This is a genomic window from Pseudoalteromonas galatheae (assembly GCF_005886105.2).
Lineage (GTDB): Bacteria > Pseudomonadota > Gammaproteobacteria > Enterobacterales > Alteromonadaceae > Pseudoalteromonas > Pseudoalteromonas galatheae.
This window is the reverse complement of record NZ_PNCO02000001.1, coordinates 865,001-890,845: the sequence shown is the minus strand read 5'-3', so window position 1 is coordinate 890,845 and position 25,845 is coordinate 865,001. Positions and strand designations below refer to the sequence as shown.

The following is a 25,845-nucleotide window of genomic DNA, read 5'->3' as shown; positions in this document are numbered from 1 at the left end:
ATTACACCTCGATTCTTGGATAGTTAATAACACGGTCAACAGCAAAAGTGGCGTTACCACCAAATTCAACGATATTTTGTGGTGTTTTGTCACTGCCAACGGGCGATGGGAGCATATTAACAAAGCGAACAAATAGCATTGAATAAGGGTGCAGACCATGAAGCTTAATTGTGTCAATAGTCTGGGTGGTTGCACATGCATTCCATCCACCAGTAATTTTTGGCTGAAGGCCTAAACGCTCAACCTCAGCGTTAATCTGATCACTTGTTGCTTCATAATTCGCTAATACAAATTGAGGAAAGCTTCTAGACCAATCATGACTATATTGATCTTCTTCACTGTGACCAGGTGCATAGCTATAACTACGAGTCAGATGTATTTTGGTCAGCGCCTGAGGAGCTGGATAAGTGTAGTAACCCTGCGTAGCGATAGGTACTTTTACCCATTTTGAAATATGTGGAGCTTCAGGTTCAGCTTCTATATTTAACGAGCTCTTAGAATGATCTGCCCTATCATAATAATTAATTCGCAAATCAGAGTGGCTATCTGCAAAATTAAGGATCGCTTGATCTGTTTTTGCTCCTGCCAAAACAACCGCTTCGCTAATATCTTGCTGTGCATCACTCAGCGCATGATTAATTTCTCCCATTTTGCCGATCACGGTTTGTGTGAGGGCATTATTTGAATCGATTAATCTGCCGTTCTCGGCTTGCAGTGCGGCGATGCGCTGCTCTAATGTCATTGGCTGATAATCCGCCATATTACACTCCTAGCTGTAGTAGTCTGTTGTTGAATTGAATCTGTCGGTGATTCGCTTGAATTTGCGCACTCAGTTGTTGGGTTTGTGCCACCAGCATGTCGAGAAATTCAGCGGCATAGAAAAGCGTTAAATCGCCTGTGGTATTAATCGTGATAGCGTCTACCGGTGCAGCACTTAACAGCAGATCAAACCCTTGTACGATTTGTGCAATGGGTGTTTGATAAAAAAGTACATTTTGCGGGTGAGACCAAACGGCAAACAAAGTGCCATCGGCAAGATAAAAACCCACTTCGCGCACCGCGTACTCAGCATCGTCAATAAAATGTCCGGTAATATGAAATTGCCCGTCACCAACAACTTGCCCGCCGGCAATCGCCACTCGATTTTTTTCGCCTCGCAGCCTGGTTTGGCTACGAGACGGCGTATAGCCAGAAGTGCCTACCGCAATCGCGCTAATATCAATGGTAAAACCATTAGCTTTGGCATTAACGGCCGCGTTTAATCCCGCCTGCGTAATAAGCGGCGTAAATTGTTCCATGAGTCATTCCTTTAGAGTCTGTTAATCTTCAAGTTTGTTTTTGCAGCAGCTTTGTTTAGGTATTAGTAGCAATAAAACGACTGTCGCTGGATTTGGATAGCAAAGGGCGCTGCGTGAACATAAAGGCTAGAAGCACTTTTTAGATCAGAGCGCACTTCACCGGATATTTTGCCCACCCCTTGCAAGACAGAAGTACCAGCAAGATACAACAGGCTTACATTTGCAACATTATCTGTGTGTTGAGGCATCCACGTTCGCTGGAGACTCGCAGACTGACTGACGGTATTGAGCGATAAGCCTGTACTTTGCTGTACACCTACACGCAAACTAATTTGGCTGCGACATGGTTTTGTCATCACCACAGCTTGCCAAAGTTGTGCTTGCAGCTTAGGAGTCAGTAGCGTGCTACCTGCTGGATCTAGGTTCTGAGCGGCCAACGCAATGATCTGTGCAGAATGCGGCGTAAACGCGTGAGGATTTTCTTGTTGCCACCACTCTTTAAGCTCAACTTTTGCAGCTAGAGTGGAGAGCGCGCTTTTTATTGCAGTAACCGTCCCTTTTATTCGATGATCGGGCACGCTATTCGCTATAATCTTGCGCTTCACTTCAATTGGCCAAGCGCTATCCCAAAAGTCCACGCTGAGTGCATCCGCAAGCCAAGGTAAAAAATGCTCGGGACATCGCCAGGGATCCCAAAGACTACCAAGTGGAACAGGAGTCGCAGAAACTTTACTTAGCGCCTTTGCCAACGCATGCTCAAGCTTAGTGCTTGAGTGCGGTAATAGTGTATTAAATATCTCTTCCTGCAATGTTTATCTCCACTTGTGTACAAAACGCAGCCTGCCAAGGGGTATTGATAATGTCGGCGGTAGGTGAGAGAAGCTCAACACGTTGCACACCTGCTTGGTGTAGCGCACTGTAAAGCCCAGATAAACGAATATCATGATTGAGTTTATGATGTGTTTTTAACCATTGCTGCACGCTTTGCTCTACCGTAGATTTCACGTTTTCTTCATCGGGGCCTGGATATAAATAAAGCGTGGCGCGGAGGGTAAATTCTTTTACCTCAGCTGAGAGCACTCGTGGTCTATCCGTCAAAGGCCTAATGTCTTCTTGAAACAAATGCTCTGTAATTGCAGTGATTTCGTCGTGATTTGGTATGCCATTGCCTCTATCTGTCAGCACCGTTATCGCAACATCCCCCGGTGCGGCATCTAGAAGCCTAGCGGCATGGCTACAATGCAGCAATTTCGTATGCTCTGGTACTAAGTCTGATAATGGTGGCTCGACCTGAAGCTGCTCAAATTCGGGAGACTCAACAAAAACATCCTTAACTTGAGGTAAGGCTTTAAGCGTGTGAAAACAATAAGCACCAATTGGCCCTGCCGTACTAAACCCTTCTAGTGCCAATTGAATACGCGCTCGAAAGCGCTCGTCACTCTCCCCAGCTTCTCGTATCACCGCAAAACGATTCCCCAAATAATCGAGTTCACTGCTCGTGGCTTTTGCCAGCAATACCTGCTGCGCGCCTTCATTAATCTGTTGACGTAATAACAGCTCTCGATAAGCAAAGACTTCCATCAGCTTGACGATGGGGTCGCTAGGTAGCAGCTCAGAAAGTTCTGGGCAGGCGTGTTCTACGGCTTGCTTTAGTTCGTTATAAAGCGATTTAAATTCAACGGGTTCAAGTAAATCGGATGCGGGTAATTGACTAAGACTGACCGCACTGAAGTTAGTTAAAGACATAATGGGGCCTGTTGTAACACGACTCCCTTCAGGAGCCGTGTAATTTGATGTTTAAAGGTTTGGCAATGTTGACTTAATTTCGGCGCGTTTATTCATCCAAGTCTGCTTTGCTGCCACAGCTTTTTCTGAGGTTTCACCATATTCAGTAACCGCAGCCATATAGTCAAAGAATAAGAAGTCGGTGTTGGCGCTGTAATGTTTGCGTCTTAACTCGCTGATTTCTTTAGGGCTGTATTCTATTTCACATAAAGCGAAATCAACTTCAGCTTCTTTTGCAAGATGTGCCGCGTGTGCATCATCAACAATACCACCAGCAATCGCTTTACCTGTTGTTTTTAATTTTAAAATCGCCATGTTTATACTCCTTCGCTTAAAGTTGGACCTACGTGAGTGTATGGGTAGCCGACACTATCAGCCCAGATCATGTTGTCACCATGATCGCCCGTACCAACATAAGGCAACGCAATGGCCACCTTCATACTACCGAGTCCTACAAAGCATTGTTGATGACATCCACCCCAGCCTGTTCTTCTATTCGACTTGTATTGCCAACCTTTACCTGCATCTGAGCTATCAACAGAAATTGATGCTGAGCGATTTTGGGATGGGTAGAATCGTAATGTACCGGTTTGTTCCAACACATTAATCCAGCAACTTGCTTGTGTTAAAAACTCCCCCTTACCCCAACCAATATATCTTTCACATCCCTGATTCAGTACAAATAGATTACCTTCAGCGGGGTTATCATCTCGTCCTTTATTCACAACAACATCCAGCAGAAGGACTCTATAATCGCTTCCATAATAGTTGTCACCATCGGAATCTTTCGCTCCCAAACCTCGCCTTAGAAACTCTTCATTTGGAGTGAGACCGAATTCCGCCAACTGAGCTAGTGATAACTTAGTGATTGTTCCTGTTCCCTCGGTACCACGATGATAAAAACTGCTCCACGGTGCGACATGCGCCGCAATCACATCAACAGCCGTGCCGTTAGGTACATCGGCACAAATATTATTGAAATGCTTAGTATCAGAAAGTGCATTAGGTGCTAAAGGCAAAGCTCGTTGGAAACTCGTAATTTTTGCGTCCACAGCCTGCTCTTTAGCTTGCAAGCGCGCATCGACCTCTGCTCTTTTCGCATCTAATTTCGCCGTAATATCTTGAATTTTATTATCGACGGTTGCGGTGAGGTCGTTTGACGCCTCAATCAATTTGGCAATATCTTGTTCTAATGCCATGTTTTTTTCTCCATATGGTTAATACAATTTATAAAAGGAATACTGAGTGTTATCTCAGCGGTAAATCAGGCAAAAAAAAGCCCACCGAATGGTGGGCTTAATAGCCTAAAGTCGTTGTAGATTGGTGTTATTGCGGTTTTGGATAGCGGTTTTTAATGGTGCTTCGCGCTTGCAGCCACGCAGTTTTTGCCGCTTGTGCGGCTTCACTCGCTTCACCAAATTCGGCCATTGCCGCTAAGTAATCGAAGGCAAGACCATCTGACTCGCACTGGTAAGCAAAACTTCTAGCATGCATACATTGCGCTGCAAGCTGAGCATGCTTTGCCTCAGCTAGAATGCCTGGAATATCAGCACTGGCGACTCCCAAATCTGCCAATGTTTTTTCATCTGCTGGTACATTAATCAGTTCATCATCACCGATTTTTAAGGTTTTAATTTCCATTGTGACTCCTTTAAGCTGTTGGTGGTGTATATGGATGGTTTGCGTATGGAATAGAGCTTAGTGTTGGGGCTAAGCGCTCGGCAAATGGAATTGGCTCTGCGTACCAACGAACTGTCCAATTATCCCAGCTTCTTGCATATAGATTCCGTCTTTCTTGATCGCTACCGTCATGGAACCATACGTCGCCTTTCCAGTTTTTAATAATTCGATATTTCAGACCGCCACCTCTTAAATAAACCCCGCTATGAGTAGCACAGAATGCACCAAAGGCACCTTCTTCACCGCCCCCATATAGATCTAAACTTGAATCCGCTTTTTCGCGTTTGCAGTACATAGAAAAACTGGCATGGCTTACGGTTGGGTTATAACGCTCATGAAAGCGTTTAACGTGTAGAAAATTTGAATCACCGTGCCAAGCCGTTGCATTCCCTTCCAATTCAAGTAAAAGTGCCGCTTGGTGAGGGCTTGTGGTGTTTAAGGGTTGTGTGTCACTATTCCAAGAATACTGACGAGCAATCGTTAACTTACTCACTCCCGCAGCATTACCGGGCATAGTCCACCACACCGGATAAAAATAATCCTTTGAACCACCGATAAAAATATCCTGAACATAGCGTGTTTCTGGCATCGCCTCTTGAATAAATTTGTCGACATCTTGCTCTTTTTTCGCAATACGCGTGTCAAAGGCAGCCATTTGGTTATCGAGCTGCTGCGCCTTGTTATCCACCACCGCCGTTAAAGCATCCGTAGACTGAATGAGATTAGCAATATCTTGTTCTAATGCCATGAGTTGCTCCTATAAAATTCCTTTGTCCATCAACTCAAACTTCTGTTTAAGATGACGAGTCATATTGTTAATTTGCGCAGCGCCTAGCTTGGCAAGTTCAGGGGCGATAAGAATATTTAGATTAACGCCGTTATCGACGATGGTAACGGCGTCGGCAGGCACGCCCGTTAGCACCAAATCAAAAGCAAGAAGTAAATCGACTTCCGCCGATTTATAAGCAATAGGTCTATCTGGTGAAGAATACACCGCAAATAGCACCTCTTGTGTTTGGCCATTTGCTTCGCTTTCGATATAAAAGCCCACTTCATTGACCCAAAAGTTGTGATCGGTATCATCAATCACACTCATATGGATTTGGGCATTCCCCTTATCTTCGCCACTTGCCACCATAATGCGGTGGACTTCTTGTTGTAGCTGGCGGCGGCCTTGATCTGGCGTATAATTGCCAGTACCAAGCCCTACCTTGCTGATCTTCGCTTGAAAGCCATTTTTTTGGGCGTTAAATACTGCTTCCAAACCCGCGGTGGTGATGGTCGGCCGTAAAATCGTGCTCACAGCACCTGTCTCCTTTTGTTGAGTGATATCAACCCGCATCAATACACAACTCATTTAATAAGTTGGTTTATTAAGCACATTGATATGAAATGACAGCAATGGGTTTTATACCAATAGGTACTACCGCTGGGTAAACGCTGATGACATCAATTGAAGTGTTTATTCGCTATTCCAATAGCGGTTGTAGGCTAAATTGCTGCGATGATTAATACCAATTTGCTTAATTAAGTGAGCTATTTTGAGGCGAGAAAATCTTGTCGATAACCAGACGAAAATTTTGCTATTTAGTTGTTCTAAATGAGAAATTTTTAACGCCGTTAGCATCAGATTTACTCCTTCAAATTGAGCAAATATTAAGACAAATTGGTATAAGTGTGGCAGTAGAATCTAGCCACTTGAAAACGACGGTTATTAAAGTGCAAAGTGCTCGCAAGTTCCGTCGTAAAGTCAAACTTGGCGGCAGGCAGTCTTTGCTCATTGGTTAAATAAATTCGGCTTACTACATGACGGCGATTATTTAAGTGAAGCCCTACTCGCGCAGAGCTTTGTAAATACGCATTCACATGCTGGCTTTTCATATACCGGCCTGTCGCTGCGATTTGTTTATTGCTTGCCAATGCAAATGCCGCTGATACGGTGGCAGCGGGTGCTTTTACGGCCTCAGTTTGCGCTGACTTTCTCGCAACTTGCAAGCCACTGGCAATAGAGGCTGTTTGCAGTTTTAGGCTCATTTTGGCACCGACTAAAAAGTCGAAATGGGCACGTTTTGGTTTAGTACTATCGGTAACATCTTTAACAGCTTGGTAAAGCTCCGGACTTAAGATCACAGCGTCACTGGTATACGGAATTTCATTCGCCCACGCGATAAACATAAAGGTATGCGGCTGCTTTGATTGATAAGGCGCCAGTGCTATATCATCAATTTCTTGAAACCATTCAAAAAACTCAACACTTACCCCCAGCGCTGCCAATGCTCGCTTTACTGAGCCAACCGTGCCTTTGTGCTTATGCACTTTGACCGAATTGGCGATAAATGCCCGTTTGGTATCTACCGGCCAGCTTTCATCCCACTCATCTACTGATAAAGACCATGCAAGCCAAGGTAATAAAGCCTCAGGGCAGGTCTCTGGGTGCCATTGCTTGCCCACATATTCTGGGATTGTTGGTGTTACCTCAAGCTTACTCGGTAAGTCTTCGACTAGCTCGGCAACGGTGCGAACCAGCGGTGATGTGCCAGGTGGCAGTAATTTATGATAACTTGTCATAGATCACCTTACTCCGTTGGAAAATGTAATTGCACATCACGACAGTAAGCTGCATTTTTAGCACTTGGTGAGAGGTCGTCATGCATCGAGCGAAGCTTCACTTTTCTTACTCCTCCTTGATGCAAAGCATCAATAAGCCCCGAGCTAGGTACTTCTTTCCCGAGCAAGTAATGCGATTGAATAAAGTTTTCAATTGCACGATGGATGGACACTTTAACCTGCTCCGTATTAATACCTGCATTAAAGTAAATATCGGCTTCAATCCTGTAGGCCGTTGGCTCTACCAAATGCACGCGTACAAGGTCCGTAAGCGGTCTAACATCTTCGTCATTGAGGTAACGTAACACCTCTGTTCTCAGTGCTTCTTTATCTTCCAAAGTCACCACATCAGCAACTGGTAACACATGGACTTCAACAATACCCGGCAACGTTGATTCAACAAATACGTCTTTCACTTTTGCAGAAGCGGTAAACGCGTGGTACTGATAAGCACCAGACGTGCCTCCCATTGAATGACTTTCAAGAGAAAGTGGGATCCGTAAACGATAGCGTTCATCCGATTCCGCTCCTTCTCGCGCCACACCGAACAAAACACCCAAATGATCCAAGTCACTGCCCGTGGCATATGCCACCATCACAGATTGTGCGGCGTCATTCACACGCTGTCTCAGTAATACCTCGCGATAAGCAAAAAGCTCCATCAGCTTTATTGCTGGATCAGAGGGAAGAAATGGATAATCTGGAAACTGCTGTTGCAATTGCGCTTCTAATTCCTGATAAATAGCTTCATAGCTGACTGTCTCCAACACATCAGGTGCAGATAGGCGCGTCAAATCGATAGCATTATTCATGCTACTCTCCTTTTAAATGGGGTTGGATAAAGAAAGCCAATACGGCCGATAATAGCGGCGCTACGAACCCACTCTGCGGGCACCGAGCAACGTATCTAATTTTTTATCTATAGAATCTAAGCGCTTTTCGATGCGCTTTTGGTCTTCTTGGCGAATTTGCTTGAGGTGGTCAAGCGCTTGGGAGTTAGTGGTGATCCTTTTATCTAAGTCGCCAAGGTAAATAACACCAGACACCAACAGCGCAATGGTGGTGAGAATGTGGGCCAAATTAAACTCTTTTTTCATTTGCCATTGTTCAGGATGATTCACTTGCTGACCCCTTTTACTTTCTCAACGGTTCTAAGCCCTGCAAGCCCTAACATGGCAAGCGTAAGCTCTAACATCACATCAAGCGGCAACTCAGGCGTACCATGTTCAGGCATTAACCATTGTAGAATTGGATTAACCACGAACGAAAACAAAAAGCCAAAACCACACACCCACATCAAAAAAGGCCTCGCCCCCGCAACAAACACACTGCGATGCGCTGCTTGAACTTGATTGATCTGCGCTTGTACTAATGCATGCTTTGCTATCAGTCTCGCCTTTAAATGCTCTTGCTTAAGTACTTCTTCTTCACTGGTAAACAATTCATCAAGAATATTGCCAATTGCTTCTATCGGAGCCACTGTTTTTGCAGAAAATAGGCTTCCTAATAGACTCATGATTGCCATTCCCCTGAAATCATCTGTTGAGCAAGCTCTTGGGCGCGATTAGGCACTTGTCTTGCCCATCGGCTATCTAACATTTCTAGCGCGGCGGTATCAAAATCACCTTTCTCGACCGCTTGTAACATTCGACCAAAGTTAAGTAACCCTGTGATCCCTAAGTTAAATGCCATATTTACCAGCACCGCCATCCGTGCATCGTTGCAGTGTTGGGTTGCAATTCTGCGCGCCACGGCCGCTTTGGCATTTTCCACATCGCTAGCAAGTAGTGATTCTGCTTCTTCTTCATCAATTCCCTTATCATCGAGATTTCGACCATAGCCAATAGTCAGTTTTCCCGCGGTACACAGGTAAGGAAATTGGCGAAACCCCTCATGTTTTTTGAGTTGCTCTACTGTATTCATTACGGACATACAATTCCCCTTTATTGTTGCTAATGTGTCGACATATTAACCATCAAGCTTTGCTCAGCTTTCAATAACCAAAACTCCATTGAACGCTTGCTGTCAAAACCCAATGTTTTTGCTGCATCGACCACCTTGTTATGCATCATGTATTTAGCTCGGATTGCACGCTTACATTCTGGTCTAAGTAACTCAATTGATGCAGTAAGTTGAGCAATTTCATCTGGCACATGTATCTGCTCTGCACTGACGTATTGGCTTGATGAACTGCCAATAGCTTCAGTTGCAGCTTGACGGCTAAAGCCCTTACCTAGCTCTTTACTACACCAAAACTTACCCCAGCGCTTAAGGGCAGTACGTACCTGTTTAATTGTCACTTGCTTGTTGGTCATGGATTTTTCCTATCACTTCTAAAATATCGAGTAAGTACACATCTTCAACTAGGCCAATAACATCATTCCAGCGTGGGCTATATTCCCTATTTTCCCATCGTCTTAACGTACGCTCCTCAATACCATAATGAGCGGCTGATTCGGCTTGCGTGTAACCTCGAAGCTTTCGCGCAACACGAAGAATTTCGGCTCCGGTTGGAGCTGGTTTGCTTTGACCCACCAGTCTGGATGTGGCTATGTTTATAAGTGTCATTGTTCTCCTTACCTTAAAAATAAACACGACTAGTGAAAATTTGTTCTGCTTAGCTGAATGGGATCGCTGAAAAGCGAAAACGACGTTGTCGTTCATCCTTGCCATCGAGTTTTTAGTTCCGGTAAAAACCCACCGTCTCTCGTTAACATTTTCATCTAACAACTTTCTTCAGCGTAGTGATATAATAGCGATTTCTCGGATTAGAAACAGGTCAAAAATGACCTATCAATGATACACTTACAATTTAATACTGGATGAATAAACAGATTAATTATTTAACTTATTAAAAGGTAAATAAAAAATTACAATAGTTAACCAATACTGGCTTAAACATTGTTTTTTCCTCGTTCTGAACTATCAACATTGCAGCACTGGAAGGCTTTCTCTAAAATACATCTAACTTAAAAGAGAGATTGGAAACTCATGGCTCAATATATTTATACCATGTCGCGGGTGAGCAAAGTTGTGCCACCTAAGCGCACTATTCTAAAAGACATTTCTTTATGCTTTTTCCCGGGCGCTAAAATTGGTGTTTTAGGTCTTAATGGTGCAGGTAAGTCGACCTTACTTCGCATTATGGCGGGTGTGGATAACGAATTCGAAGGCGAGGCACGTCCGCAACCTGGTACTAAGATTGGTTACCTACCGCAGGAGCCTGTATTAGATGAAAGCAAAACCGTTCGTGAAACGATTGAAGAAGCGGTTGGCGAAGTCAAGCGCGCCCTAAGTCGATTAGATGAAGTGTACGCTGAGTACGCAATGGAAGATGCTGACTTTGATGCGCTAGCCAAAGAGCAAGGCGAATTAGAAGCTATTATCCAAGCACATGACGGTCATAACCTAGATAATGCGCTTGAGCGCGCTGCCGACGCGCTTCGTTTACCAGAATGGGACGCAAAAATTGAGCATCTCTCTGGTGGTGAAAGGCGCCGTGTTGCTATCTGCCGCCTATTACTTGAAAAACCAGATATGTTGCTTCTTGACGAACCAACTAACCACTTAGATGCCGAGTCAGTTGCGTGGTTAGAGCGATTCCTTCATGACTACGAGGGCACCGTGGTGGCGATCACCCACGACCGCTACTTCCTAGATAATGTAGCTGGCTGGATTCTAGAGCTTGACCGTGGCCATGGCATTCCTTGGGAAGGTAACTATTCTTCATGGCTTGAGCAAAAAGATGCGCGCTTGAAGCAAGAAGAAAAGTCAGAGAAAGCACGCCAGAAGTCGATTGAAAAAGAACTTGAGTGGGTGCGCTCAAATCCGAAAGGTCGCCAAGCTAAATCTAAAGCACGTATGGCGCAGTTTACTGAGCTTCAGCAAAACGACTATCAAAAGCGTAACGAAACCAATGAGCTATTCATTCCACCTGGCCCTCGCTTAGGCGACCAAGTGATTGAAGTAAGCAACTTACGTAAGAGCTTCGGTGACAGATTGTTGATTGACGATTTGAACTTCAACGTACCTAAAGGCGCAATTGTTGGGATCATCGGTGCAAACGGCGCGGGTAAATCAACACTGTTTAGAATGCTAAGCGGTCAAGAGCAGCCAGATAGTGGTAACATCACTATTGGTGAAACAGTGGAAATCGCCACAGTTGAACAGTTCCGTGATGACATGGACGGTAATAACACCGTATTCCAAGAGATCTCTAACGGCCAAGACATTCTTAAAATTGGCAACTTTGAAGTACCGAGCCGCGCCTATGTTGGCCGCTTTAACTTTAAGGGCAATGACCAACAAAAGTTTGTAAAAGAGCTTTCCGGTGGTGAGCGTAATCGTCTGCACTTAGCTAAACTGCTAAAAGCAGGCGGTAACGTACTGTTGCTGGATGAACCAACCAACGATCTAGACGTTGAAACGTTACGAGCGCTAGAAAATGCGATTTTGGAATTCCCAGGCTGCGTTATGTGTATCTCGCACGACCGTTGGTTCCTAGACCGTATCGCGACGCACATTCTAGATTACCGTGATGAAGGCCAAATCAATTTCTTTGACGGCAACTACACCGAATACGAAGAGTGGCTGAAGAAGACCTTTGGCGCTGAGGCGGCAGAGCCTAAACGTATCAAATATAAGAAGATTGGCTAACAATCAAAACATTAGTCTATCGACGATGATAATCTGAGGCTCCTCGTTAGGAGCCTCTTTTGTTTTTTAGTACCTGCTTTACTTTATTTATCTAGTACGATCAAGGTCAATAACGAATACCACCACTCCCTCCCAACCGGCGTAATTTATTGTCATTTTTAGTAGCGAGCACAATGATATAAGCTATTATTTACCTATACGGACTATTAGGATCAGTAATGAAAGAACGTCGACGTTTTTCCAGAGTTATTTTTTCAAACGAAGCACAGTTTATGGCCTCAAGCGGTGATTTTAGCTGTGAAATATTGGATTTATCGCTCAATGGGGCGTTGCTTACCCTACCCGATGGCTATGTGCCACTCAAAAACGACCCAGCAAGTTTAAACTTTTATCTACCAGGTAGTGATATCCAAATTACGATGGAGATAGAAGTTCGTCATGTTGAAGAGGGTCACCTAGGCGTACATTGCCGCCAAATCGACCTCGATAGTGTGACGCATTTAAAGCGCCTTATTGAACTTAACCTTGGAGATGATGATATACTACATCGCGAGCTGGAGCAGCTCACATACGATGATGATTAATATCTATCGGACTTCAAATTCGATACAATAACAAAGAGAAAATTATGATTTTGGATTCTTTACAAGGATTTGTCCCTTTTATTTCCTATTTCGGCCTTGCCTACTTACTTACCTTAGCCTTTTTATTTATCTACTCCAAAGTTACGCCTTATTGTGAGTGGAAACTAGTTAAAGAAAACAATCCTGCTGCCGCAGCTGCGTTTTGCGGTACCTTAATTGGTTTTGTGTTGCCTATCGCCAGTGCCGCTATAAACGCAGTATCACTTATTGATTTTGCCGTTTGGGGAATTATTGCAGGAGTCATGCAATTAATTACCTTCTTCATGGTAAGGCTGTATATGCCGAAGTTATCTGAGAAAATCGAAAATAATCACATCAGTGCAGGTCTGTTCTTAGGTGGTGCCTCGCTTGCGACCGGAATTTTGAATGCCGCATGCATGACCTATTAAGGAGTCAAGATGAAAAGGAGTAGAACAATAAAATTGACTTTATTAATGGGCGCCACAGGAGGGTTGACCGCGTGTGGTGATAGTGACGAATCAGCCTTACTTTTTAAAGACGTTGATGAATGTACATCATTCGGTATTGAAGAAGAAGCATGCCAGTTTCAATATCAACAAGCACTCGACAGCCACCGTCAAGAAGCCCCCAAATATGCCTCTGAGCAGTTATGCGAGAGCGACTTTGGCTTTGACCGTTGTGAGCATTCAGTTGGTGGGATCTGGCGTCCAATTATGGCGGGCTTTATGGTTGCTGCGCTTGCAGAGGGCGTCGATGAAGGCTTAGACATGATGAAAAAGCGCAAGAAGAAAAAGGCAGCTTACTTAGGCGGCACTTACTATTCTGGCGCAAAACCGCTGTATCGCTCTCGTGATGACTTCTTTAGCTATCGAAATGCGCAAAACGGGTTTGTCGCATCTGCAAAATCTTCTGGTACAACGTCGGTCAAAAGCTCGACCATCAATTACAAGCCGCGTGCCAGCTCCGTATCACGTAGTCGCGGTGGGTTTGGTCGTAGTGCTACTCGTAGTAGCGGTGGCAGTTGGGGCAGCTAAGCCAACCTTAGCTTAATAAAAGATAAGCCGAGGTTCACTCGGCTTTTTATTGAGTATTCTGTAGTTTACTTGATATCTATGCAATTGATATTAGACGGATCGATTTTATCCTTATGTTAAGAATTTCTATTGATGAACGCCCACACTGGCGTGAACAAGCAAAAGCTCACGGCTTTGAATTTCATACTATGTATGGTGAAAAGTATTGGGACGAAAGTGCATATTATCAATTTACGTTAAAACAAATTGAGCAAGACTTGGAAGACCCAAGTGATGAACTTCACCAAATGCTCTTACACCTTGTCGATCTAGTGTGTAATGATGAGTCACTTCTGCAACAGTTTGCTATTCCTGAGTCGCAATGGGAATTAGTGACTCGCTCATGGCGTCGTCGAGACCAAGCGCTCTATGGTCGTTTTGATTTTAGTTACGGTGGTAAGTCACCAGCCAAGCTGCTGGAGGCCAATTATGACACGCCCACCAGCTTATTCGAAACAGGTTATTGGCAGTGGCTATGGCTTGAAGAACAAGTGAAAGCCGGTAAACTGCCTCGTAATGCGGATCAATTTAATGGCCTACAAGAAGCGCTAATAGAGCGCTTTTATCAACTGCATAAATTCCACCGTGGTGCTCCCCTACACTTTTCTTGCTGCAAAGAAAGCATTGAGGACTTGGGCACCATTCAATATATGCGCAGCTGCGCGATGGAAGCTGGACTCAAAACGAAACAAGTTTTTATCGAAGATATCGGATTTCATGGCCAACACTTTGTCGACCTTGATGATTCAAAAATTCAATGGATGTTTAAGCTATACCCGTGGGAATTTATGTTTCAAGATGAATATAGTGAGCAGTTATCAAAAGCAAAAGTGCAATGGCTAGAGCCTGCTTGGAAAGCGATTTTATCTAATAAAGCAATCTTACCTTTGCTATGGCAAACCTTTCCCAATCACCCAAATCTGTTACCGGCATACTTTGAACAGGACAAGCATAAAATTGCAAACAGCGAGTCCGGCTATGTGAAGAAGCCGCTATTTTCTCGTGAAGGCGCGAATATTGAGATCCGAAAAGATCAACAACTGCTTGCACGGTCTGCTGGTGGATATGGCGAAGAAGGTTATATTTATCAAGCTTACTCGCCTTTACCAAAATTTGCAGGCTTCAATACGCTCATCGGCTCATGGATTGTCGGTGACAAAGCGGTTGGAATTGGTGTTCGTGAAGATAAAAGTCTGATCACCCAAGATCTTAGCCGTTTCTTACCCCATATCATTGTTGGCTAAACTCATTGAACACTAAATAACTTAGTCGGTATGGAACAAATATGTTCCATCTCTCAAATTAGTGTTCAGCCAAGAATAAAAGCTTATTAAATTCATGCCATTCGCACTTTTTAGACAAACACTTGGCAAAACCTGCCTCAAAAATTAACACAAACTTAACCAGTGTACTAAAGTAATATCTGGGTTTTGCATCAAGCTGAGAAGGCAATACTTGGCTTGCTGCAACAAACTTTTGGAAAGTGCACTCAACAGGTTGGAGTGCATAGATACGTTATAGATCACTTAGCGAGCTAGGAAGTAATACCAACTGGTATAAAAGCAGTCAGCCTCAAAAGTGTGAGACATAGTCGACTAAGGAACTCACATGACTCACTACAAAATAGGTACAGACATTAGTCAAAAACCCATTCCAGACGCAGTGAAGGTCGCAGTGATAGGGGCTGGTATGTCTGGTTTGTATAGCGCTTGGCGATTACAGTACGAAACAGACGTTGATGACTTCGCCATTTTTGAGCGCAGCAACCGCACAGGTGGAAGATTAGACTCAGATCTTATCCATTTCAGAGATAACCGCGCAGGAGCAAAGCCTGACAGCACCATTACAGTCAAAGAAGAACAAGGTGGTATGCGGTTTCTATTTGAGGGTATGGATGACCTAATGGCCCTCTTTCTTAGATTGGGCCTAGAAGATCAGATAGTCCCTTTCCCTATGAATAGCGGCGGCAATAACCGGCTCTACTTTCGCGGTACCAGCTTTTCGGTAAACGATGCCGAACAAGACGACTATCATATTTGGTCAGCACTTTATAACCTCGACCCAAACGAGCAAGGTGTTAACCCCAAAGACATTATTAATGTTGTTTTTAATCGAATCTTGCAAGTGAATCCACAGTTTGATTCAAGGCCAGAGGTTCGCGGTCCAGAGTTTTGGCAGGATTTCCGTCTGCAATGTCAATGGCAAGGTGAGCCGCTATATAATTGGTCTTTGTGGGATTTACTCACTGATATGGGTTATAGCCAAGAATGTATCACCATGCTGTATCGTGTTTTGGGCTTTAATGGCACCTTCTTATCGAAAATGAATGCGGGGGTTGCCTATCAGCTTTTGGAAGACTTTCCTGCAGATGTCGAATTTAGAACCTTTAAAGATGGCTTTAGCACCCTGCCAAACGCGCTGGTGGATAAAATAGGTAAAGAGAAGATTTACCTGCAAACGAGCATCGACAGCATCGCCTTTGATAAAGCAGACAATCTATATGTACTTAAGTACACCAAAACCGAGCAAGACGGACAGATAAGCGAAGGAACATTTAAAGCCGAAAAGCTTATTTTAGGGCTGCCAAGGCTCGCGCTTGAAAAGTTGTTCATAGCGTCAGATGTATTCAAACAACTACCAAAGCAGCGGCGCGATGCGTTATGGGATACATTGCAAAGCACAAGCAACCAACCGCTCCTGAAGATTAATTTATACTACGACACTGCATGGTGGGGAACCGGCATAACAGGCCGCCCTGCGGTGAGCTTTGGACCTAACTTTGCCGATTTACCAACAGGTTCTGTTTATCCCTTTTATGCTTTAGATGATGAACTCGCAGCCGCGCTTATGTATAACGAGCGTCATGCCGAGCCTAACTCAGAAACCCAACACAAACTCGAAGGGATAGAAGCCGCTAAATACAGTCGCCCAGCCGCATTGACTATTTACTGTGATTATTTGAATATTAATTTTTGGAGTGCACTGCAAAATAAAGGTGAGCTTTATCATCACCCTCGTGAGTCGGAACTCGTTGAATCTATTCCCAGTGATATATTTCCAGCCTCGGAAGCGGTTGTACGACAAGCGACACAATTCTTTAAAGACATTTTTAATACGCACTATGTCCCACAACCCACCCTCACGAGCGCTCGAGTTTGGGAAGGGAATGTAAATTTCAATGTGCCTGAAAATCTTCAATTTGGTTTTGGTGTACATCAATGGGCAATTGGTGCGAATGATAAAGACGTTATCGAAGATTTAGTGGAGCCGTTGCCAAATCTGTTTACCTGCGGTGAAGCTTACTCTGATTATCAGGGCTGGGTTGAAGGCGCGTTACGTTCGACAGATTTAGCGCTACAAAAAGGGTTTGGTTTAGCGCCACTAAGCGAAGTCTTTGAAACGGATCAAGGCTGTAGTTCGTCAGAAGCAATACAAATCGCCTATCGGAAAATTGCTAATGAAATGATTATGGAATATATCGATCCTAACTTTTCACCAAACACCAAAGACAAAGTAACGCTTGCTGATGCCAATAGTGTGTTTGGCGTCAACCTCAGTTATTTCGATAAGCCCTAACCCGCCTCTCTAGTAATGAGGAGTTTTTTACTCCTCATTATCCCTACCTTGCAGAACGAATTGATAGTTCTCGATCAACTAAAACCGTTCTGGCATATTTCAAGTTAAACTAAGCTCCGCTGATCTGAGCCATGTGATAAGTATTCTACGCTTTTGTGATAAAAACGTGATAACTCCGTGAGCCTATCTCAATATCTTGCGGCCATGATAAGGAGACTGTTAACCCTAATAAGAAGAGTACATCATGAAAGCAAAAATCCTGACCACCCTAGTCGCAACGTGTTTATCAAGCGCTGCGCTGGCACAAGACCTTGAAGTAAAAATCACTAACCTCACTCACGGTATTTACTATACGCCTTTACTGGTGGCTGCTCATAATCAAGATACCGCTCTTTTTAAACTTGGTGAGCAAGCTTCCGAAGCATTGCAAGCCATGGCCGAAGGCGGAGACATTTCAGCTTTAGGGCAAATCCTCGAAAGCTCAAACGCCAACATGGTCGCAAACCCAGCTGAGGGGCTACTTGCACCCGCAAGTTCTACAATGACCATGATAGCCACTAGTGAAGGAAATACGCACCTTTCAATTGTGGCGATGCTACTTCCTACCAATGATGGATTTGTAGGATTAAATGCTTGGCCTATTCCAAGCGCTGCCGGCACCTACGAAGTTTACCTTAATGCATATGATGCGGGTACTGAAGCGAATAATGAACTGGTTGTCGAAGGCTCTGGTGCACCCGGTATTTTAGGGATCCCAGCATCGCCAGGTGCGGCTCCTGGAACTCAAGGTGCTGGCGTCACAGCAAGTGAAGAAAACACCATGGTCCATATTCACAGAGGCAACGTAGGTGACGACGAGCAAGTCGGCGGTAATAGCGATCTGCATAACACCGTGCACCGTTGGTTAAATCCCGTAGCTAAAGTAACAATAACCGTAAAATAAGGGGGAGCTATGAAAGCGAAATTAGCATTAATTGCCTTGTCTGCGCTCCTGCTCAGTGCATGTGGAGACAATGACAATAATATGGTGATGCCAGAGCCTCCGGTTGAGCCAGAACCAGTTGAGTATGAGTTTGCCATCAACATCACGAACCTTACATATGCACAGCCAATGTCACCAATTGCAGTGTTGCTTCATCAGTCTGGCCATTACTTTACTGTTGGCATGCCTGCAAGTGAAGCTTTAGAACAACTTGCAGAGGGGGGAAATAACAATGACGTCATAGCCGACGAGATGACACTAGCATCCGTCTCAACGGATGGACCTTTGGGCCCCGGTGCAGAAACTAACCTCTCCATCAAAACTACAGACCTTTCTGAGCTAAAATTATCGCTATTAACCATGATGGTGAATACCAATGATGGATTCTCCGGTCTAAATGCTATAGACGTCTCTGCACTGGCCGTAGGCGAGATACAAATGTATCGAACGATTGCTTACGATGCTGGCACTGAGCTGAATAGCGAAGCCGTGGGAACCATACCTGGTCCAGCAGATAGTGGTGAAGGCTTTAACGCAGAGCGCAACGATAATCACAATGTAGTATCGATGCACAGTGGTGTGGTTGGTAGTGATGATGGACTCCAAAGTTCAACGCTCACTAGTATCCATAAATTTGATAACCCACTGCTTGCAGTCACTATCGAGAGAGTTAAATAGCCTATGCGCAAACGCCTGCCATAGGCGTTTGCGCTTTCATAAAGGGCTATTTATGTTAGAAAACGTGTTGCTAGTTGAAGATGACCTAGACATAGCGAGATTGCTCCAAGTGCATTTAGAGGAGTTAGCTTTAGCGGTAACGCATGTTGCCGACGGCAGCCAAGTATTAACGGTTGCTAAAGCAAACGATTTTGCCGTGATTTTACTGGATTTAATGCTACCCAATATGGATGGACTAACCCTCTGTCGAGAGCTTAAGGCGCTTTACCCTATGAGTAGTATAATCATCGTCACCTCGAAAAGTAGCGAGGTCGATAGGATCATCGGGCTGGAAGTCGGTGCAGATGACTATATATGTAAGCCTTTCAATACCAGAGAATTGCAAGCGAGAGTAAAAGCGCAGCTACGCCATGTCAGACAACTTAAGCAGCCAATTCAAACCGAAAGTGCAGACTCCCCCAGTGATAAAATTGAAGTTGGGAACCTCATTATAGATGCCTGTTGTCATGAAATTTCGTTGGCTAATGTTAGGTTAGACCTCACCGCAACCGAGTTTGAGCTGCTGCAGTTTTTTGCTAAACACCCAAATCACGTATTTTCACGAACTCAGCTATTAGAATCAGTATGGGGCTACCAACACTCAGGTTACGAGCATACCGTTAATTCCCATATTAATCGTCTGAGGGCTAAGCTTGAAGCGATTTCAAATAATACGGTGATAGAAACAGTATGGGGTGTTGGTTATAAATTAAATTCAGCCTCTCTTAGCGGACAAAGCCTATGAAGCTCTCACTTTACAAAAAGCTTGCACTTACCTTATTTGTCACTTTCGTCGTCATCGCAGCAATTTTTGTGTGGTGGACTCAAGCGCTATCTCAAGTTTCTAAATCTCAAGCAGAGCAACAATTACATCTTGCACTCGCAACCCATCTTGTTGACGATAATCCTCTGATAAAAAAGGGAGTGTATGACTATGATGGCTTGAGTAATTTGTTTCACACCTTGATGATCTTGGGTCCTTCATTCGAGTTTTATTTCGTCTCCCCTGAAGGGAAGCTACTAACTTACTCTGCAACTCCAGGAGAGGTTAAACGCCAGTATATTGACATTACCCCGTTACAAAGGCTCCTAAAAAGCAATAGCCAACTTCCTGTATTTGGTGATGATCCGAGAAGTGTGAATGGCAGTAAAATTTTCTCTGTTGCTCCCGTATTTAATCAAGACATTTTACAGGGTTATCTATATATCATAATTGGCTCCTCAAAATACGATAGCATTATTGAGCAACTAAAAAATTCAGATAAAGTAATGCTTGGGGTTAGCTGGTTACTCGGCACTTTATTCTTTCTACTGATTGTCGTTCTGTTGCTGCTAAATAAAATCACCAAACCAGTGTCTAGATTGACTCAATATATAGACCAAGTCAGTCAAAACCAGTTTAATATAAGTCAAGATGCGCAAATAAACTGGCCCGAGGAGCATGATGAGATACATCAGCTAGGTCGCAGCGTCAATGCTATGCTGGATAAAATTCAGCAGCAATTAGCAACACTTAACCTCAAAGATGAACAACGTAGAGAGTTACTTTCCCAACTAAGCCACGATCTTCGCACACCACTTGCTTCACTGAAAGGTTACATAGAACTAATAGAAAAACAAACGAGTGACAAAAATATCGTTCCACACATCGAAATTGCCAGCAAAAATATAAATCAACTGAATCATCTTATCGCACAAATTTTTGAGCTAGCTCACTTAGAAGCCGGACATACCAAACTCCATGTTGAGCCCTTTAACCTGCTGGAGTTAATGTATGACGTCGCAGCAAAATTCAAGTTAAGGGCTGAAGCCAACCAATTACAGATAGTCGTATCCCCACCTCAAAGTACTTTGGTGATTGTCAGTGACATAGGAAAACTAGATAGAGTGCTGTCAAACTTAATAGATAACGCCATTAGACACACTGAAGCTGGTGGAGAAATTAGTTTAGTACTAGAAGAGTGTGAGGGTTATGCATATATCAAAGTAAATGATACAGGTATTGGTATCAGTGCGTCAGACCTACAACATATCTTTGATGCGAGTTTTCAAGCCAAAAATAGTAATAGTAATCGTAAACATAATGCAGGCCTTGGTCTCGCTATTACCAGTGAGCTGATCAAAATACTAAAAGGACGGATCAGTGTAGCAAGTGCACTTAATGAAGGCTGTCAATTCACCATCGTTTTGCCTTTGAATGAATAAATCACTAAAGCTCGGAGCAACCAACTCCAATTTGGTATCGAGTACTCTGAGCTTCTACTCAAGATATTTTCAATGTAAATATTTTCTGGCTTTCTATTCAAGTAAACTATATTTTAACTAAAAGTAAAAAAAATACACCATTGAATTGAACACAATACGGAAAGTTTACTATGCCAATTGTCTCTATGCGTAACTTTATGAACCACATTGGAAACGCCAATGATGGTTTTCGCCAGAGTGCCTCCTCACTTAACAATATCATTCTATTGCTAGGTGGTAATGCGCAAAATAGCCCAAATAATCGAAATATCAATAATCGGACGGCCGAAAATATAGAGGGGGAAATCCACGCTTTGCCAGTGGATAAACTTCTAAAATATCAAACTGCATTAGTATACTTAGGCAACGCATTGAATATAGATAGTTTTGCCCGTCCAACGAATTACAATATGGCTTTTCAGGATTTTGAATTACAATGGTACCAATTTCGAGATCCCACCCATGGTATGATAAGGATTGATAATGCACGGTATATTTTTAAGCATCAATTCACATTTGACAGTACCAACGGCGATGTAAACACCTTTACACACTGCCTAACTAGAGAGCATGTATGGTATCCTACTGCTAGGGCTTATGATCCTCCTTTTAACCAATTATTAAGTAGGGTACCCCAAAGCTTTTTTATGCCTCCAAATGGTTCTCAGAGCGCCTCCGTAACTGACGATCACTCAACATTTAACCCTGATTATATTGTAAGACGCCCACTCACTATGGGAAGAACCATTGATATCCGTCAGCGCTATCAATACAGGCAACCAGGGCGGCAGTGGCAGAATATTCCAGGTGCTTCATATATTTTGAAAAAGGGTGTCCGCTGGGGTGTTGGTGGTGATCCTTGCTTTTTCTTCTCTAAAGAGAATTATGCTCCAGAAAATCCTAAGGCATTTCACTTTGAGGTAGAGATCGCACTAGGAAATGCACCATTGGCTACTTTTAATAGGCTTCCATCGCGAGGGGCTACATCACATAATTCTATGAACAGGCAACGGGAGATAAGAGTGATCGCTGATGGCTCATAGTGACTGGAACATTCCCTAGACAGGGAGAATGCAAAGAGCAGTTAATACCAACATTATTAATCTTCCAACCAATTTGAAGGATGAAATATTATATTAACGCCGTTAAAAATTTCTTATTTAGAGCAACTAAATAGTAAGATTTTTGCCCTTGCCGACATGGACGCCGGCACCTTAGTGTGAGTAGGGTGTAGTAGCGGTGTTATCAACAAGCTTTTCTCGCCTCAAAATAGATCACGTCATTAAACGAATTGGTATTAAGGCACTTAGCAGTATCGGTTCTGCTATTACCCTCATAAAATAATGACACCGCAAGTCATCGCATGCGTTTTCGAGCGCTTTGTACTTTTCGAGAAAGTGCTAAAAGCTGTTCTGATAGGTTTGGCTTCAACGTTGTTTAACCGGTGATTTTACATAACCTATATTAGCTCAGATATTTAAGCTGATTGGTATAAATGTTGTGTGTCGCTATGCTGAGCTATAAATCGGAAAAACAAAAAACCGCTACGTTAATGCAGCTCAGTGCTGATGCTGTGGTAGGAGCGAGTTTATCTCGCGATGTGTTGATTTTGCGAGCTTTTCTAAACCCCAAACAGCAAAAGACCCGTCGCATCTCTGCAACGGGTTTGACGTACATGGATGTACTAATGTCGATTAGAATCATGGATGAATGCTGTTAATCGACCTTTAATTGGGCCCAGGCTCGCTACGAAGAAGGATGTTTTATTCTTTTTGTTTGGGAAGCCTAATAGCTCGGCGGGTAAACCACCTCCGACCATGCAGCTCAGTACTGATGTGGTGGTAGGAGCGAGTTCACCTCGCGATCTTTAATAAGGCCCTGGCTCGCTACGAAGAAGGATGTTTTACTCTCTTTGTTTGGGAAGCCCAACAGCTCGGCGGGTAAACCACCTCCGACCACACTGGTCAGTGCTGATGCTGTGGTAGGAGCGAGTTTACCTCGCGAGGTTTTATATCTCAAATCTCTATGCCCCACATAGCAAAAAACCCGTCGCATTGCTGCAACGGGTTTCTTTTATTTGGCCCTGGCTCGCTACGAAGTAGGATGTTCTACTTTCACATGGGAAGCCCACACTATCATTGACCGGGGCCGACCCTTCGCGGGGCTCGCCTTCGAGCTGTTTTGTTTCACTTCTGAGTTTGGGTGACAAGAAACCGAAGCAACGCTTCGCAGTTCGGGGAAATGAGCGCATGGATACGTGAAGGGGAGATACTCATGGAAGTACTTTACTTCAAACGCAAAAAAGCCCGACTCTCTCGAATCGGGCTTTCTCTAATAAGGCCCTGACGATGTTCTACTTTCACATGGGAAGCCCACACTATCATCGACGCTGTTTTGTTTCACTTCTGAGTTCGGCATGGGGTCAGGTGGTTCCAAAACGCTATGGTCATCAGGAAATTCTGTTCATTAATGAAGTATCCTTCATTAATATAAATCTGGAAAAAGCTATTAAATTCTTCTGTCTACTTCAGTCTATTAACTTCTGTCGCTTATAAACCACTTTGGCGTTGTATGGTTAAGCCTCTCGGGTAATTAGTACGAGTTAGCTTAATGCCTCACAGCACTTCCACATCTCGCCTATCAACGTTGTAGTCTTCAACGGCCCTTCAGTTGACTCTAAGTCAAAGTGAGAACTCATCTCGAGGCCTGCTTCCCGCTTAGATGCTTTCAGCGGTTATCAGTTCCGAACGTAGCTACCGGGCAATGCAATTGGCATCACAACCCGAACACCAGCGGTTCGTCCACTCCGGTCCTCTCGTACTAGGAGCAGCCCCTCTCAATTCTCAAACGCCCACGGCAGATAGGGACCGAACTGTCTCACGACGTTCTAAACCCAGCTCGCGTACCACTTTAAATGGCGAACAGCCATACCCTTGGGACCGACTTCAGCCCCAGGATGTGATGAGCCGACATCGAGGTGCCAAACACCGCCGTCGATATGAACTCTTGGGCGGTATCAGCCTGTTATCCCCGGAGTACCTTTTATCCGTTGAGCGATGGCCCTTCCATTCAGAACCACCGGATCACTATGACCTACTTTCGTACCTGCTCGACGTGTCTGTCTCGCAGTTAAGCTTGCTTCTACCATTACACTAACCGTACGATGTCCGACCGTACTTAGCAAACCTTCGTGCTCCTCCGTTACTCTTTGGGAGGAGACCGCCCCAGTCAAACTACCCACCAGGCACTGTCCTCAACCCCGGTTCAGGGGCCTAAGTTAGAACATCAACACTACAAGGGTGGTATTTCAAGGTCGGCTCCACAGAAACTAGCGTTCCTGCTTCAAAGCCTCCCACCTATCCTACACATGTAGGGTCAATGTTCAGTGCCAAGCTGTAGTAAAGGTTCACGGGGTCTTTCCGTCTAGCCGCGGGTACACAGCATCTTCACTGCGATTTCAATTTCACTGAGTCTCGGGTGGAGACAGCGTGGCCATGGTTACACCATTCGTGCAGGTCGGAACTTACCCGACAAGGAATTTCGCTACCTTAGGACCGTTATAGTTACGGCCGCCGTTTACCGGGGCTTCGATCAAGAGCTTCGCCTAAGCTAACCCCATCAATTAACCTTCCGGCACCGGGCAGGTGTCACACCGTATACGTCATCTTACGATTTTGCACAGTGCTGTGTTTTTAATAAACAGTCCCAGCCACCTGGTCACTGCGGCTCTCGTTTGCTTACAGAGCAAGTCTTTCACAAACAAGAGCGTACCTTCTCCCGAAGTTACGGTACAATTTTGCCTAGTTCCTTCACCCGAGTTCTCTCAAGCGCCTTAGTATTCTCTACCTGACCACCTGTGTCGGTTTAGGGTACGATTCAGTATGAACTGAAGCTTAGAGGCTTTTCCTGGAAGTAGGGCATCAACAACTTCACCACCTTAGTGGCTCGTCTCGACTCTCAGCCTTAGCAACCCGGATTTTCCTAAGTCACCAGCCTACAGCCTTTCACATGGACAACCAACGCCATGCTTGCCTAGCCTGCTCCGTCCCCCCATCGCATTCATACCAAGTACGGGAATATTAACCCGTTTCCCATCGACTACGCTCTTCAGCCTCGCCTTAGGGGTCGACTCACCCTACCCTGATTAACATGGGATAGGAACCCTTGGTCTTCCGGCGGAGGAGTTTTTCACTCCTCTTGTCGTTACTCATGTCAGCATTCGCACTTCTGATATGTCCAGCATGCCTCCCGGCACACCTTCAGCCACTTACAGAACGCTCCCCTACCCCGCATACTTACGTACGCAGCCGTAGCTTCGGTGGTATGTTTAGCCCCGTTACATCTTCCGCGCAGGCCGACTCGACTAGTGAGCTATTACGCTTTCTTTAAAGGGTGGCTGCTTCTAAGCCAACCTCCTAGCTGTTTTAGCCTTCCCACATCGTTTCCCACTTAACATACACTTTGGGACCTTAGCTGACGGTCTGGGTTGTTTCCCTCTCCACGACGGACGTTAGCACCCGCCGTGTGTCTCCCGGATAGTACTTTACGGTATTCGGAGTTTGCAAAGGGTTGGTAAGTCGGGATGACCCCCTAGCCTTAACAGTGCTCTACCCCCGTAAGTA

General features: G+C 44.5%; 28 protein-coding genes and 2 rRNA genes (1 of these 30 running past the window's edge). 12 read left to right on the top strand and 18 right to left on the bottom strand.

The genetic code is table 11. From position 1 onward, the window contains the following. Position 1 precedes the first annotated feature (1 nt). The 16 genes from CWC29_RS03880 to CWC29_RS03805 all read right to left on the bottom strand — a co-directional run bounded on the left by CWC29_RS03880 (position 2) and on the right by CWC29_RS03805 (position 9,938). Positions 2–760 carry a hypothetical protein gene (locus tag CWC29_RS03880; protein WP_138521744.1) on the bottom strand — a complete coding sequence of 253 codons (759 nt, stop codon included), beginning with the start codon at positions 758–760 and terminating at the stop codon, positions 2–4. 1 nt (position 761) lies between these two features. Beyond that, complete coding sequence (locus tag CWC29_RS03875) at positions 762–1,298, bottom strand: phage tail-collar fiber domain-containing protein (RefSeq protein ID WP_119231690.1); 537 nt, start codon at positions 1,296–1,298, stop codon at positions 762–764. A gap of 62 nt (positions 1,299–1,360) precedes the next feature. Beyond that, positions 1,361–2,107, bottom strand: coding sequence for a phage tail protein I (locus tag CWC29_RS03870; protein ID WP_138521746.1), 747 nt, complete (start codon positions 2,105–2,107; stop codon positions 1,361–1,363). After that, on the bottom strand, positions 2,088–3,044 hold the full coding sequence (locus CWC29_RS03865) for a baseplate assembly protein (protein ID WP_128728029.1): 957 nt from the start codon (positions 3,042–3,044) through the stop codon (positions 2,088–2,090). Before CWC29_RS03865 ends, CWC29_RS03870 begins: the two co-directional genes overlap by 20 nt. Before the next feature lie 51 nt (positions 3,045–3,095). Beyond that, on the bottom strand, positions 3,096–3,398 hold the full coding sequence (locus CWC29_RS03860; RefSeq protein WP_128728030.1) for a hypothetical protein: 303 nt from the start codon (positions 3,396–3,398) through the stop codon (positions 3,096–3,098). A 2-nt stretch (positions 3,399–3,400) separates the two neighbouring features. Next, positions 3,401–4,282, bottom strand: a complete 882-nt coding sequence (locus tag CWC29_RS03855) for a hypothetical protein (protein ID WP_128728031.1) — start codon at positions 4,280–4,282, stop codon at positions 3,401–3,403. A 127-nt stretch (positions 4,283–4,409) separates the two neighbouring features. Beyond that, entirely contained in the window at positions 4,410–4,724 is a 315-nt protein-coding gene (locus CWC29_RS03850; protein WP_128728032.1) for a hypothetical protein, read from the bottom strand. Positions 4,725–4,734: 10 nt separating this feature from the next. Continuing rightward, on the bottom strand, positions 4,735–5,511 hold the full coding sequence (locus tag CWC29_RS03845; RefSeq protein ID WP_128728033.1) for a phage tail protein: 777 nt from the start codon (positions 5,509–5,511) through the stop codon (positions 4,735–4,737). Between the two features lie 9 nt (positions 5,512–5,520). Further along, on the bottom strand, positions 5,521–6,066 hold the full coding sequence (locus tag CWC29_RS03840) for a phage tail-collar fiber domain-containing protein (protein ID WP_019647288.1): 546 nt from the start codon (positions 6,064–6,066) through the stop codon (positions 5,521–5,523). 353 nt (positions 6,067–6,419) lie between these two features. Beyond that, positions 6,420–7,331 (bottom strand): phage tail protein I, encoded by a 912-nt coding sequence (locus tag CWC29_RS03835; protein ID WP_128728034.1) that lies wholly within the window; start codon positions 7,329–7,331, stop codon positions 6,420–6,422. Between the two features lie 8 nt (positions 7,332–7,339). Beyond that, positions 7,340–8,182 (bottom strand): baseplate assembly protein, encoded by an 843-nt coding sequence (locus CWC29_RS03830; RefSeq protein WP_128728035.1) that lies wholly within the window; start codon positions 8,180–8,182, stop codon positions 7,340–7,342. A gap of 60 nt (positions 8,183–8,242) precedes the next feature. Beyond that, complete coding sequence (locus CWC29_RS03825) at positions 8,243–8,491, bottom strand: hypothetical protein (RefSeq protein ID WP_099031760.1); 249 nt, start codon at positions 8,489–8,491, stop codon at positions 8,243–8,245. Further along, on the bottom strand, positions 8,488–8,895 hold the full coding sequence (locus tag CWC29_RS03820; protein ID WP_128728036.1) for a 3TM-type holin: 408 nt from the start codon (positions 8,893–8,895) through the stop codon (positions 8,488–8,490). The genes CWC29_RS03825 and CWC29_RS03820 overlap by 4 nt, the downstream gene beginning before the upstream one ends. After that, positions 8,883–9,302: a glycoside hydrolase family protein gene (locus CWC29_RS03815; protein ID WP_138523490.1), complete on the bottom strand. Its 420-nt coding sequence runs from the start codon at positions 9,300–9,302 to the stop codon at positions 8,883–8,885. The genes CWC29_RS03820 and CWC29_RS03815 overlap by 13 nt, the downstream gene beginning before the upstream one ends. A gap of 20 nt (positions 9,303–9,322) precedes the next feature. After that, positions 9,323–9,685, bottom strand: a complete 363-nt coding sequence (locus CWC29_RS03810; RefSeq protein WP_138523492.1) for a hypothetical protein — start codon at positions 9,683–9,685, stop codon at positions 9,323–9,325. Beyond that, on the bottom strand, positions 9,660–9,938 hold the full coding sequence (locus tag CWC29_RS03805; RefSeq protein ID WP_138523494.1) for a helix-turn-helix domain-containing protein: 279 nt from the start codon (positions 9,936–9,938) through the stop codon (positions 9,660–9,662). Before CWC29_RS03805 ends, CWC29_RS03810 begins: the two co-directional genes overlap by 26 nt. A gap of 423 nt (positions 9,939–10,361) precedes the next feature. On the opposite strand from CWC29_RS03805, the gene ettA reads away from it, so the two are divergent. The 12 genes from ettA (at position 10,362) to CWC29_RS03745 (ending at position 22,943) form a co-directional block, all read left to right on the top strand. Further along, on the top strand, positions 10,362–12,026 hold the full coding sequence (ettA, locus tag CWC29_RS03800) for an energy-dependent translational throttle protein EttA (RefSeq protein WP_138523496.1): 1,665 nt from the start codon (positions 10,362–10,364) through the stop codon (positions 12,024–12,026). Between the two features lie 218 nt (positions 12,027–12,244). Then, the gene (locus tag CWC29_RS03795; protein WP_128728038.1) at positions 12,245–12,610 is read left to right on the top strand and encodes a PilZ domain-containing protein; all 366 of its coding nucleotides are present in this window, start codon (positions 12,245–12,247) and stop codon (positions 12,608–12,610) included. A gap of 44 nt (positions 12,611–12,654) precedes the next feature. Further along, positions 12,655–13,059: a DUF350 domain-containing protein gene (locus CWC29_RS03790; RefSeq protein WP_138523498.1), complete on the top strand. Its 405-nt coding sequence runs from the start codon at positions 12,655–12,657 to the stop codon at positions 13,057–13,059. A gap of 9 nt (positions 13,060–13,068) precedes the next feature. Next, positions 13,069–13,665 carry a DUF1190 domain-containing protein gene (locus CWC29_RS03785; protein ID WP_138523500.1) on the top strand — a complete coding sequence of 199 codons (597 nt, stop codon included), beginning with the start codon at positions 13,069–13,071 and terminating at the stop codon, positions 13,663–13,665. A 113-nt stretch (positions 13,666–13,778) separates the two neighbouring features. Next, positions 13,779–14,948, top strand: a complete 1,170-nt coding sequence (locus tag CWC29_RS03780) for a glutathionylspermidine synthase family protein (protein WP_138523502.1) — start codon at positions 13,779–13,781, stop codon at positions 14,946–14,948. Between the two features lie 364 nt (positions 14,949–15,312). Continuing rightward, positions 15,313–17,280, top strand: a complete 1,968-nt coding sequence (locus tag CWC29_RS03775; RefSeq protein WP_128728042.1) for an FAD-dependent L-amino acid oxidase — start codon at positions 15,313–15,315, stop codon at positions 17,278–17,280. Positions 17,281–17,524: 244 nt separating this feature from the next. After that, the gene (locus CWC29_RS03770) at positions 17,525–18,223 is read left to right on the top strand and encodes a spondin domain-containing protein (RefSeq protein WP_128728043.1); all 699 of its coding nucleotides are present in this window, start codon (positions 17,525–17,527) and stop codon (positions 18,221–18,223) included. 9 nt (positions 18,224–18,232) lie between these two features. Further along, a complete protein-coding gene (locus tag CWC29_RS03765; protein ID WP_128728044.1) occupies positions 18,233–18,940 on the top strand; it encodes a spondin domain-containing protein in 708 nt (235 codons plus the stop codon). Positions 18,941–18,992: 52 nt separating this feature from the next. Next, the gene (locus tag CWC29_RS03760) at positions 18,993–19,724 is read left to right on the top strand and encodes a response regulator transcription factor (protein WP_128728045.1); all 732 of its coding nucleotides are present in this window, start codon (positions 18,993–18,995) and stop codon (positions 19,722–19,724) included. Further along, positions 19,721–21,184: a HAMP domain-containing sensor histidine kinase gene (locus CWC29_RS03755; protein WP_138523504.1), complete on the top strand. Its 1,464-nt coding sequence runs from the start codon at positions 19,721–19,723 to the stop codon at positions 21,182–21,184. The genes CWC29_RS03760 and CWC29_RS03755 overlap by 4 nt, the downstream gene beginning before the upstream one ends. A gap of 170 nt (positions 21,185–21,354) precedes the next feature. Next, complete coding sequence (locus CWC29_RS03750) at positions 21,355–22,266, top strand: hypothetical protein (RefSeq protein WP_138523506.1); 912 nt, start codon at positions 21,355–21,357, stop codon at positions 22,264–22,266. Positions 22,267–22,733: 467 nt separating this feature from the next. Next, entirely contained in the window at positions 22,734–22,943 is a 210-nt protein-coding gene (locus CWC29_RS03745; RefSeq protein ID WP_128728048.1) for a hypothetical protein, read from the top strand. Between the two features lie 620 nt (positions 22,944–23,563). Here the strand turns inward: CWC29_RS03745 and rrf are convergent. After that, positions 23,564–23,677: ribosomal RNA gene (gene rrf / locus CWC29_RS03740) — 5S ribosomal RNA — on the bottom strand. A 117-nt stretch (positions 23,678–23,794) separates the two neighbouring features. Further along, positions 23,795–25,845: ribosomal RNA gene (locus tag CWC29_RS03735) — 23S ribosomal RNA — on the bottom strand (it continues 943 nt past the right edge of the window).

Bases quoted from the DNA above. Each gene is read 5' to 3' on its own strand.
- ettA (WP_138523496.1), top strand. From the start codon at position 10,362: ATGGCTCAATATATTTATACCATGTCGCGGGTGAGCAAAGTTGTGCCA.
- CWC29_RS03820 (WP_128728036.1), bottom strand. From the start codon at position 8,895: ATGGCAATCATGAGTCTATTAGGAAGCCTATTTTCTGCAAAAACAGTG.
- CWC29_RS03770 (WP_128728043.1), top strand. From the start codon at position 17,525: ATGAAAGCAAAAATCCTGACCACCCTAGTCGCAACGTGTTTATCAAGC.
- CWC29_RS03860 (WP_128728030.1), bottom strand. From the start codon at position 3,398: ATGGCGATTTTAAAATTAAAAACAACAGGTAAAGCGATTGCTGGTGGT.
- CWC29_RS03810 (WP_138523492.1), bottom strand. From the start codon at position 9,685: ATGACCAACAAGCAAGTGACAATTAAACAGGTACGTACTGCCCTTAAG.
- CWC29_RS03865 (WP_128728029.1), bottom strand. From the start codon at position 3,044: ATGTCTTTAACTAACTTCAGTGCGGTCAGTCTTAGTCAATTACCCGCA.
- CWC29_RS03750 (WP_138523506.1), top strand. From the start codon at position 21,355: ATGCCAATTGTCTCTATGCGTAACTTTATGAACCACATTGGAAACGCC.
- CWC29_RS03845 (WP_128728033.1), bottom strand. From the start codon at position 5,511: ATGGCATTAGAACAAGATATTGCTAATCTCATTCAGTCTACGGATGCT.
- CWC29_RS03795 (WP_128728038.1), top strand. From the start codon at position 12,245: ATGAAAGAACGTCGACGTTTTTCCAGAGTTATTTTTTCAAACGAAGCA.
- CWC29_RS03880 (WP_138521744.1), bottom strand. From the start codon at position 760: ATGGCGGATTATCAGCCAATGACATTAGAGCAGCGCATCGCCGCACTG.
- CWC29_RS03850 (WP_128728032.1), bottom strand. From the start codon at position 4,724: ATGGAAATTAAAACCTTAAAAATCGGTGATGATGAACTGATTAATGTA.
- CWC29_RS03815 (WP_138523490.1), bottom strand. From the start codon at position 9,302: ATGTCCGTAATGAATACAGTAGAGCAACTCAAAAAACATGAGGGGTTT.
- CWC29_RS03765 (WP_128728044.1), top strand. From the start codon at position 18,233: ATGAAAGCGAAATTAGCATTAATTGCCTTGTCTGCGCTCCTGCTCAGT.
- CWC29_RS03780 (WP_138523502.1), top strand. From the start codon at position 13,779: ATGTTAAGAATTTCTATTGATGAACGCCCACACTGGCGTGAACAAGCA.
- CWC29_RS03760 (WP_128728045.1), top strand. From the start codon at position 18,993: ATGTTAGAAAACGTGTTGCTAGTTGAAGATGACCTAGACATAGCGAGA.
- CWC29_RS03805 (WP_138523494.1), bottom strand. From the start codon at position 9,938: ATGACACTTATAAACATAGCCACATCCAGACTGGTGGGTCAAAGCAAA.
- CWC29_RS03830 (WP_128728035.1), bottom strand. From the start codon at position 8,182: ATGAATAATGCTATCGATTTGACGCGCCTATCTGCACCTGATGTGTTG.
- CWC29_RS03835 (WP_128728034.1), bottom strand. From the start codon at position 7,331: ATGACAAGTTATCATAAATTACTGCCACCTGGCACATCACCGCTGGTT.
- CWC29_RS03775 (WP_128728042.1), top strand. From the start codon at position 15,313: ATGACTCACTACAAAATAGGTACAGACATTAGTCAAAAACCCATTCCA.
- CWC29_RS03745 (WP_128728048.1), top strand. From the start codon at position 22,734: ATGCTGAGCTATAAATCGGAAAAACAAAAAACCGCTACGTTAATGCAG.
- CWC29_RS03875 (WP_119231690.1), bottom strand. From the start codon at position 1,298: ATGGAACAATTTACGCCGCTTATTACGCAGGCGGGATTAAACGCGGCC.
- CWC29_RS03755 (WP_138523504.1), top strand. From the start codon at position 19,721: ATGAAGCTCTCACTTTACAAAAAGCTTGCACTTACCTTATTTGTCACT.
- CWC29_RS03785 (WP_138523500.1), top strand. From the start codon at position 13,069: ATGAAAAGGAGTAGAACAATAAAATTGACTTTATTAATGGGCGCCACA.
- CWC29_RS03855 (WP_128728031.1), bottom strand. From the start codon at position 4,282: ATGGCATTAGAACAAGATATTGCCAAATTGATTGAGGCGTCAAACGAC.
- CWC29_RS03790 (WP_138523498.1), top strand. From the start codon at position 12,655: ATGATTTTGGATTCTTTACAAGGATTTGTCCCTTTTATTTCCTATTTC.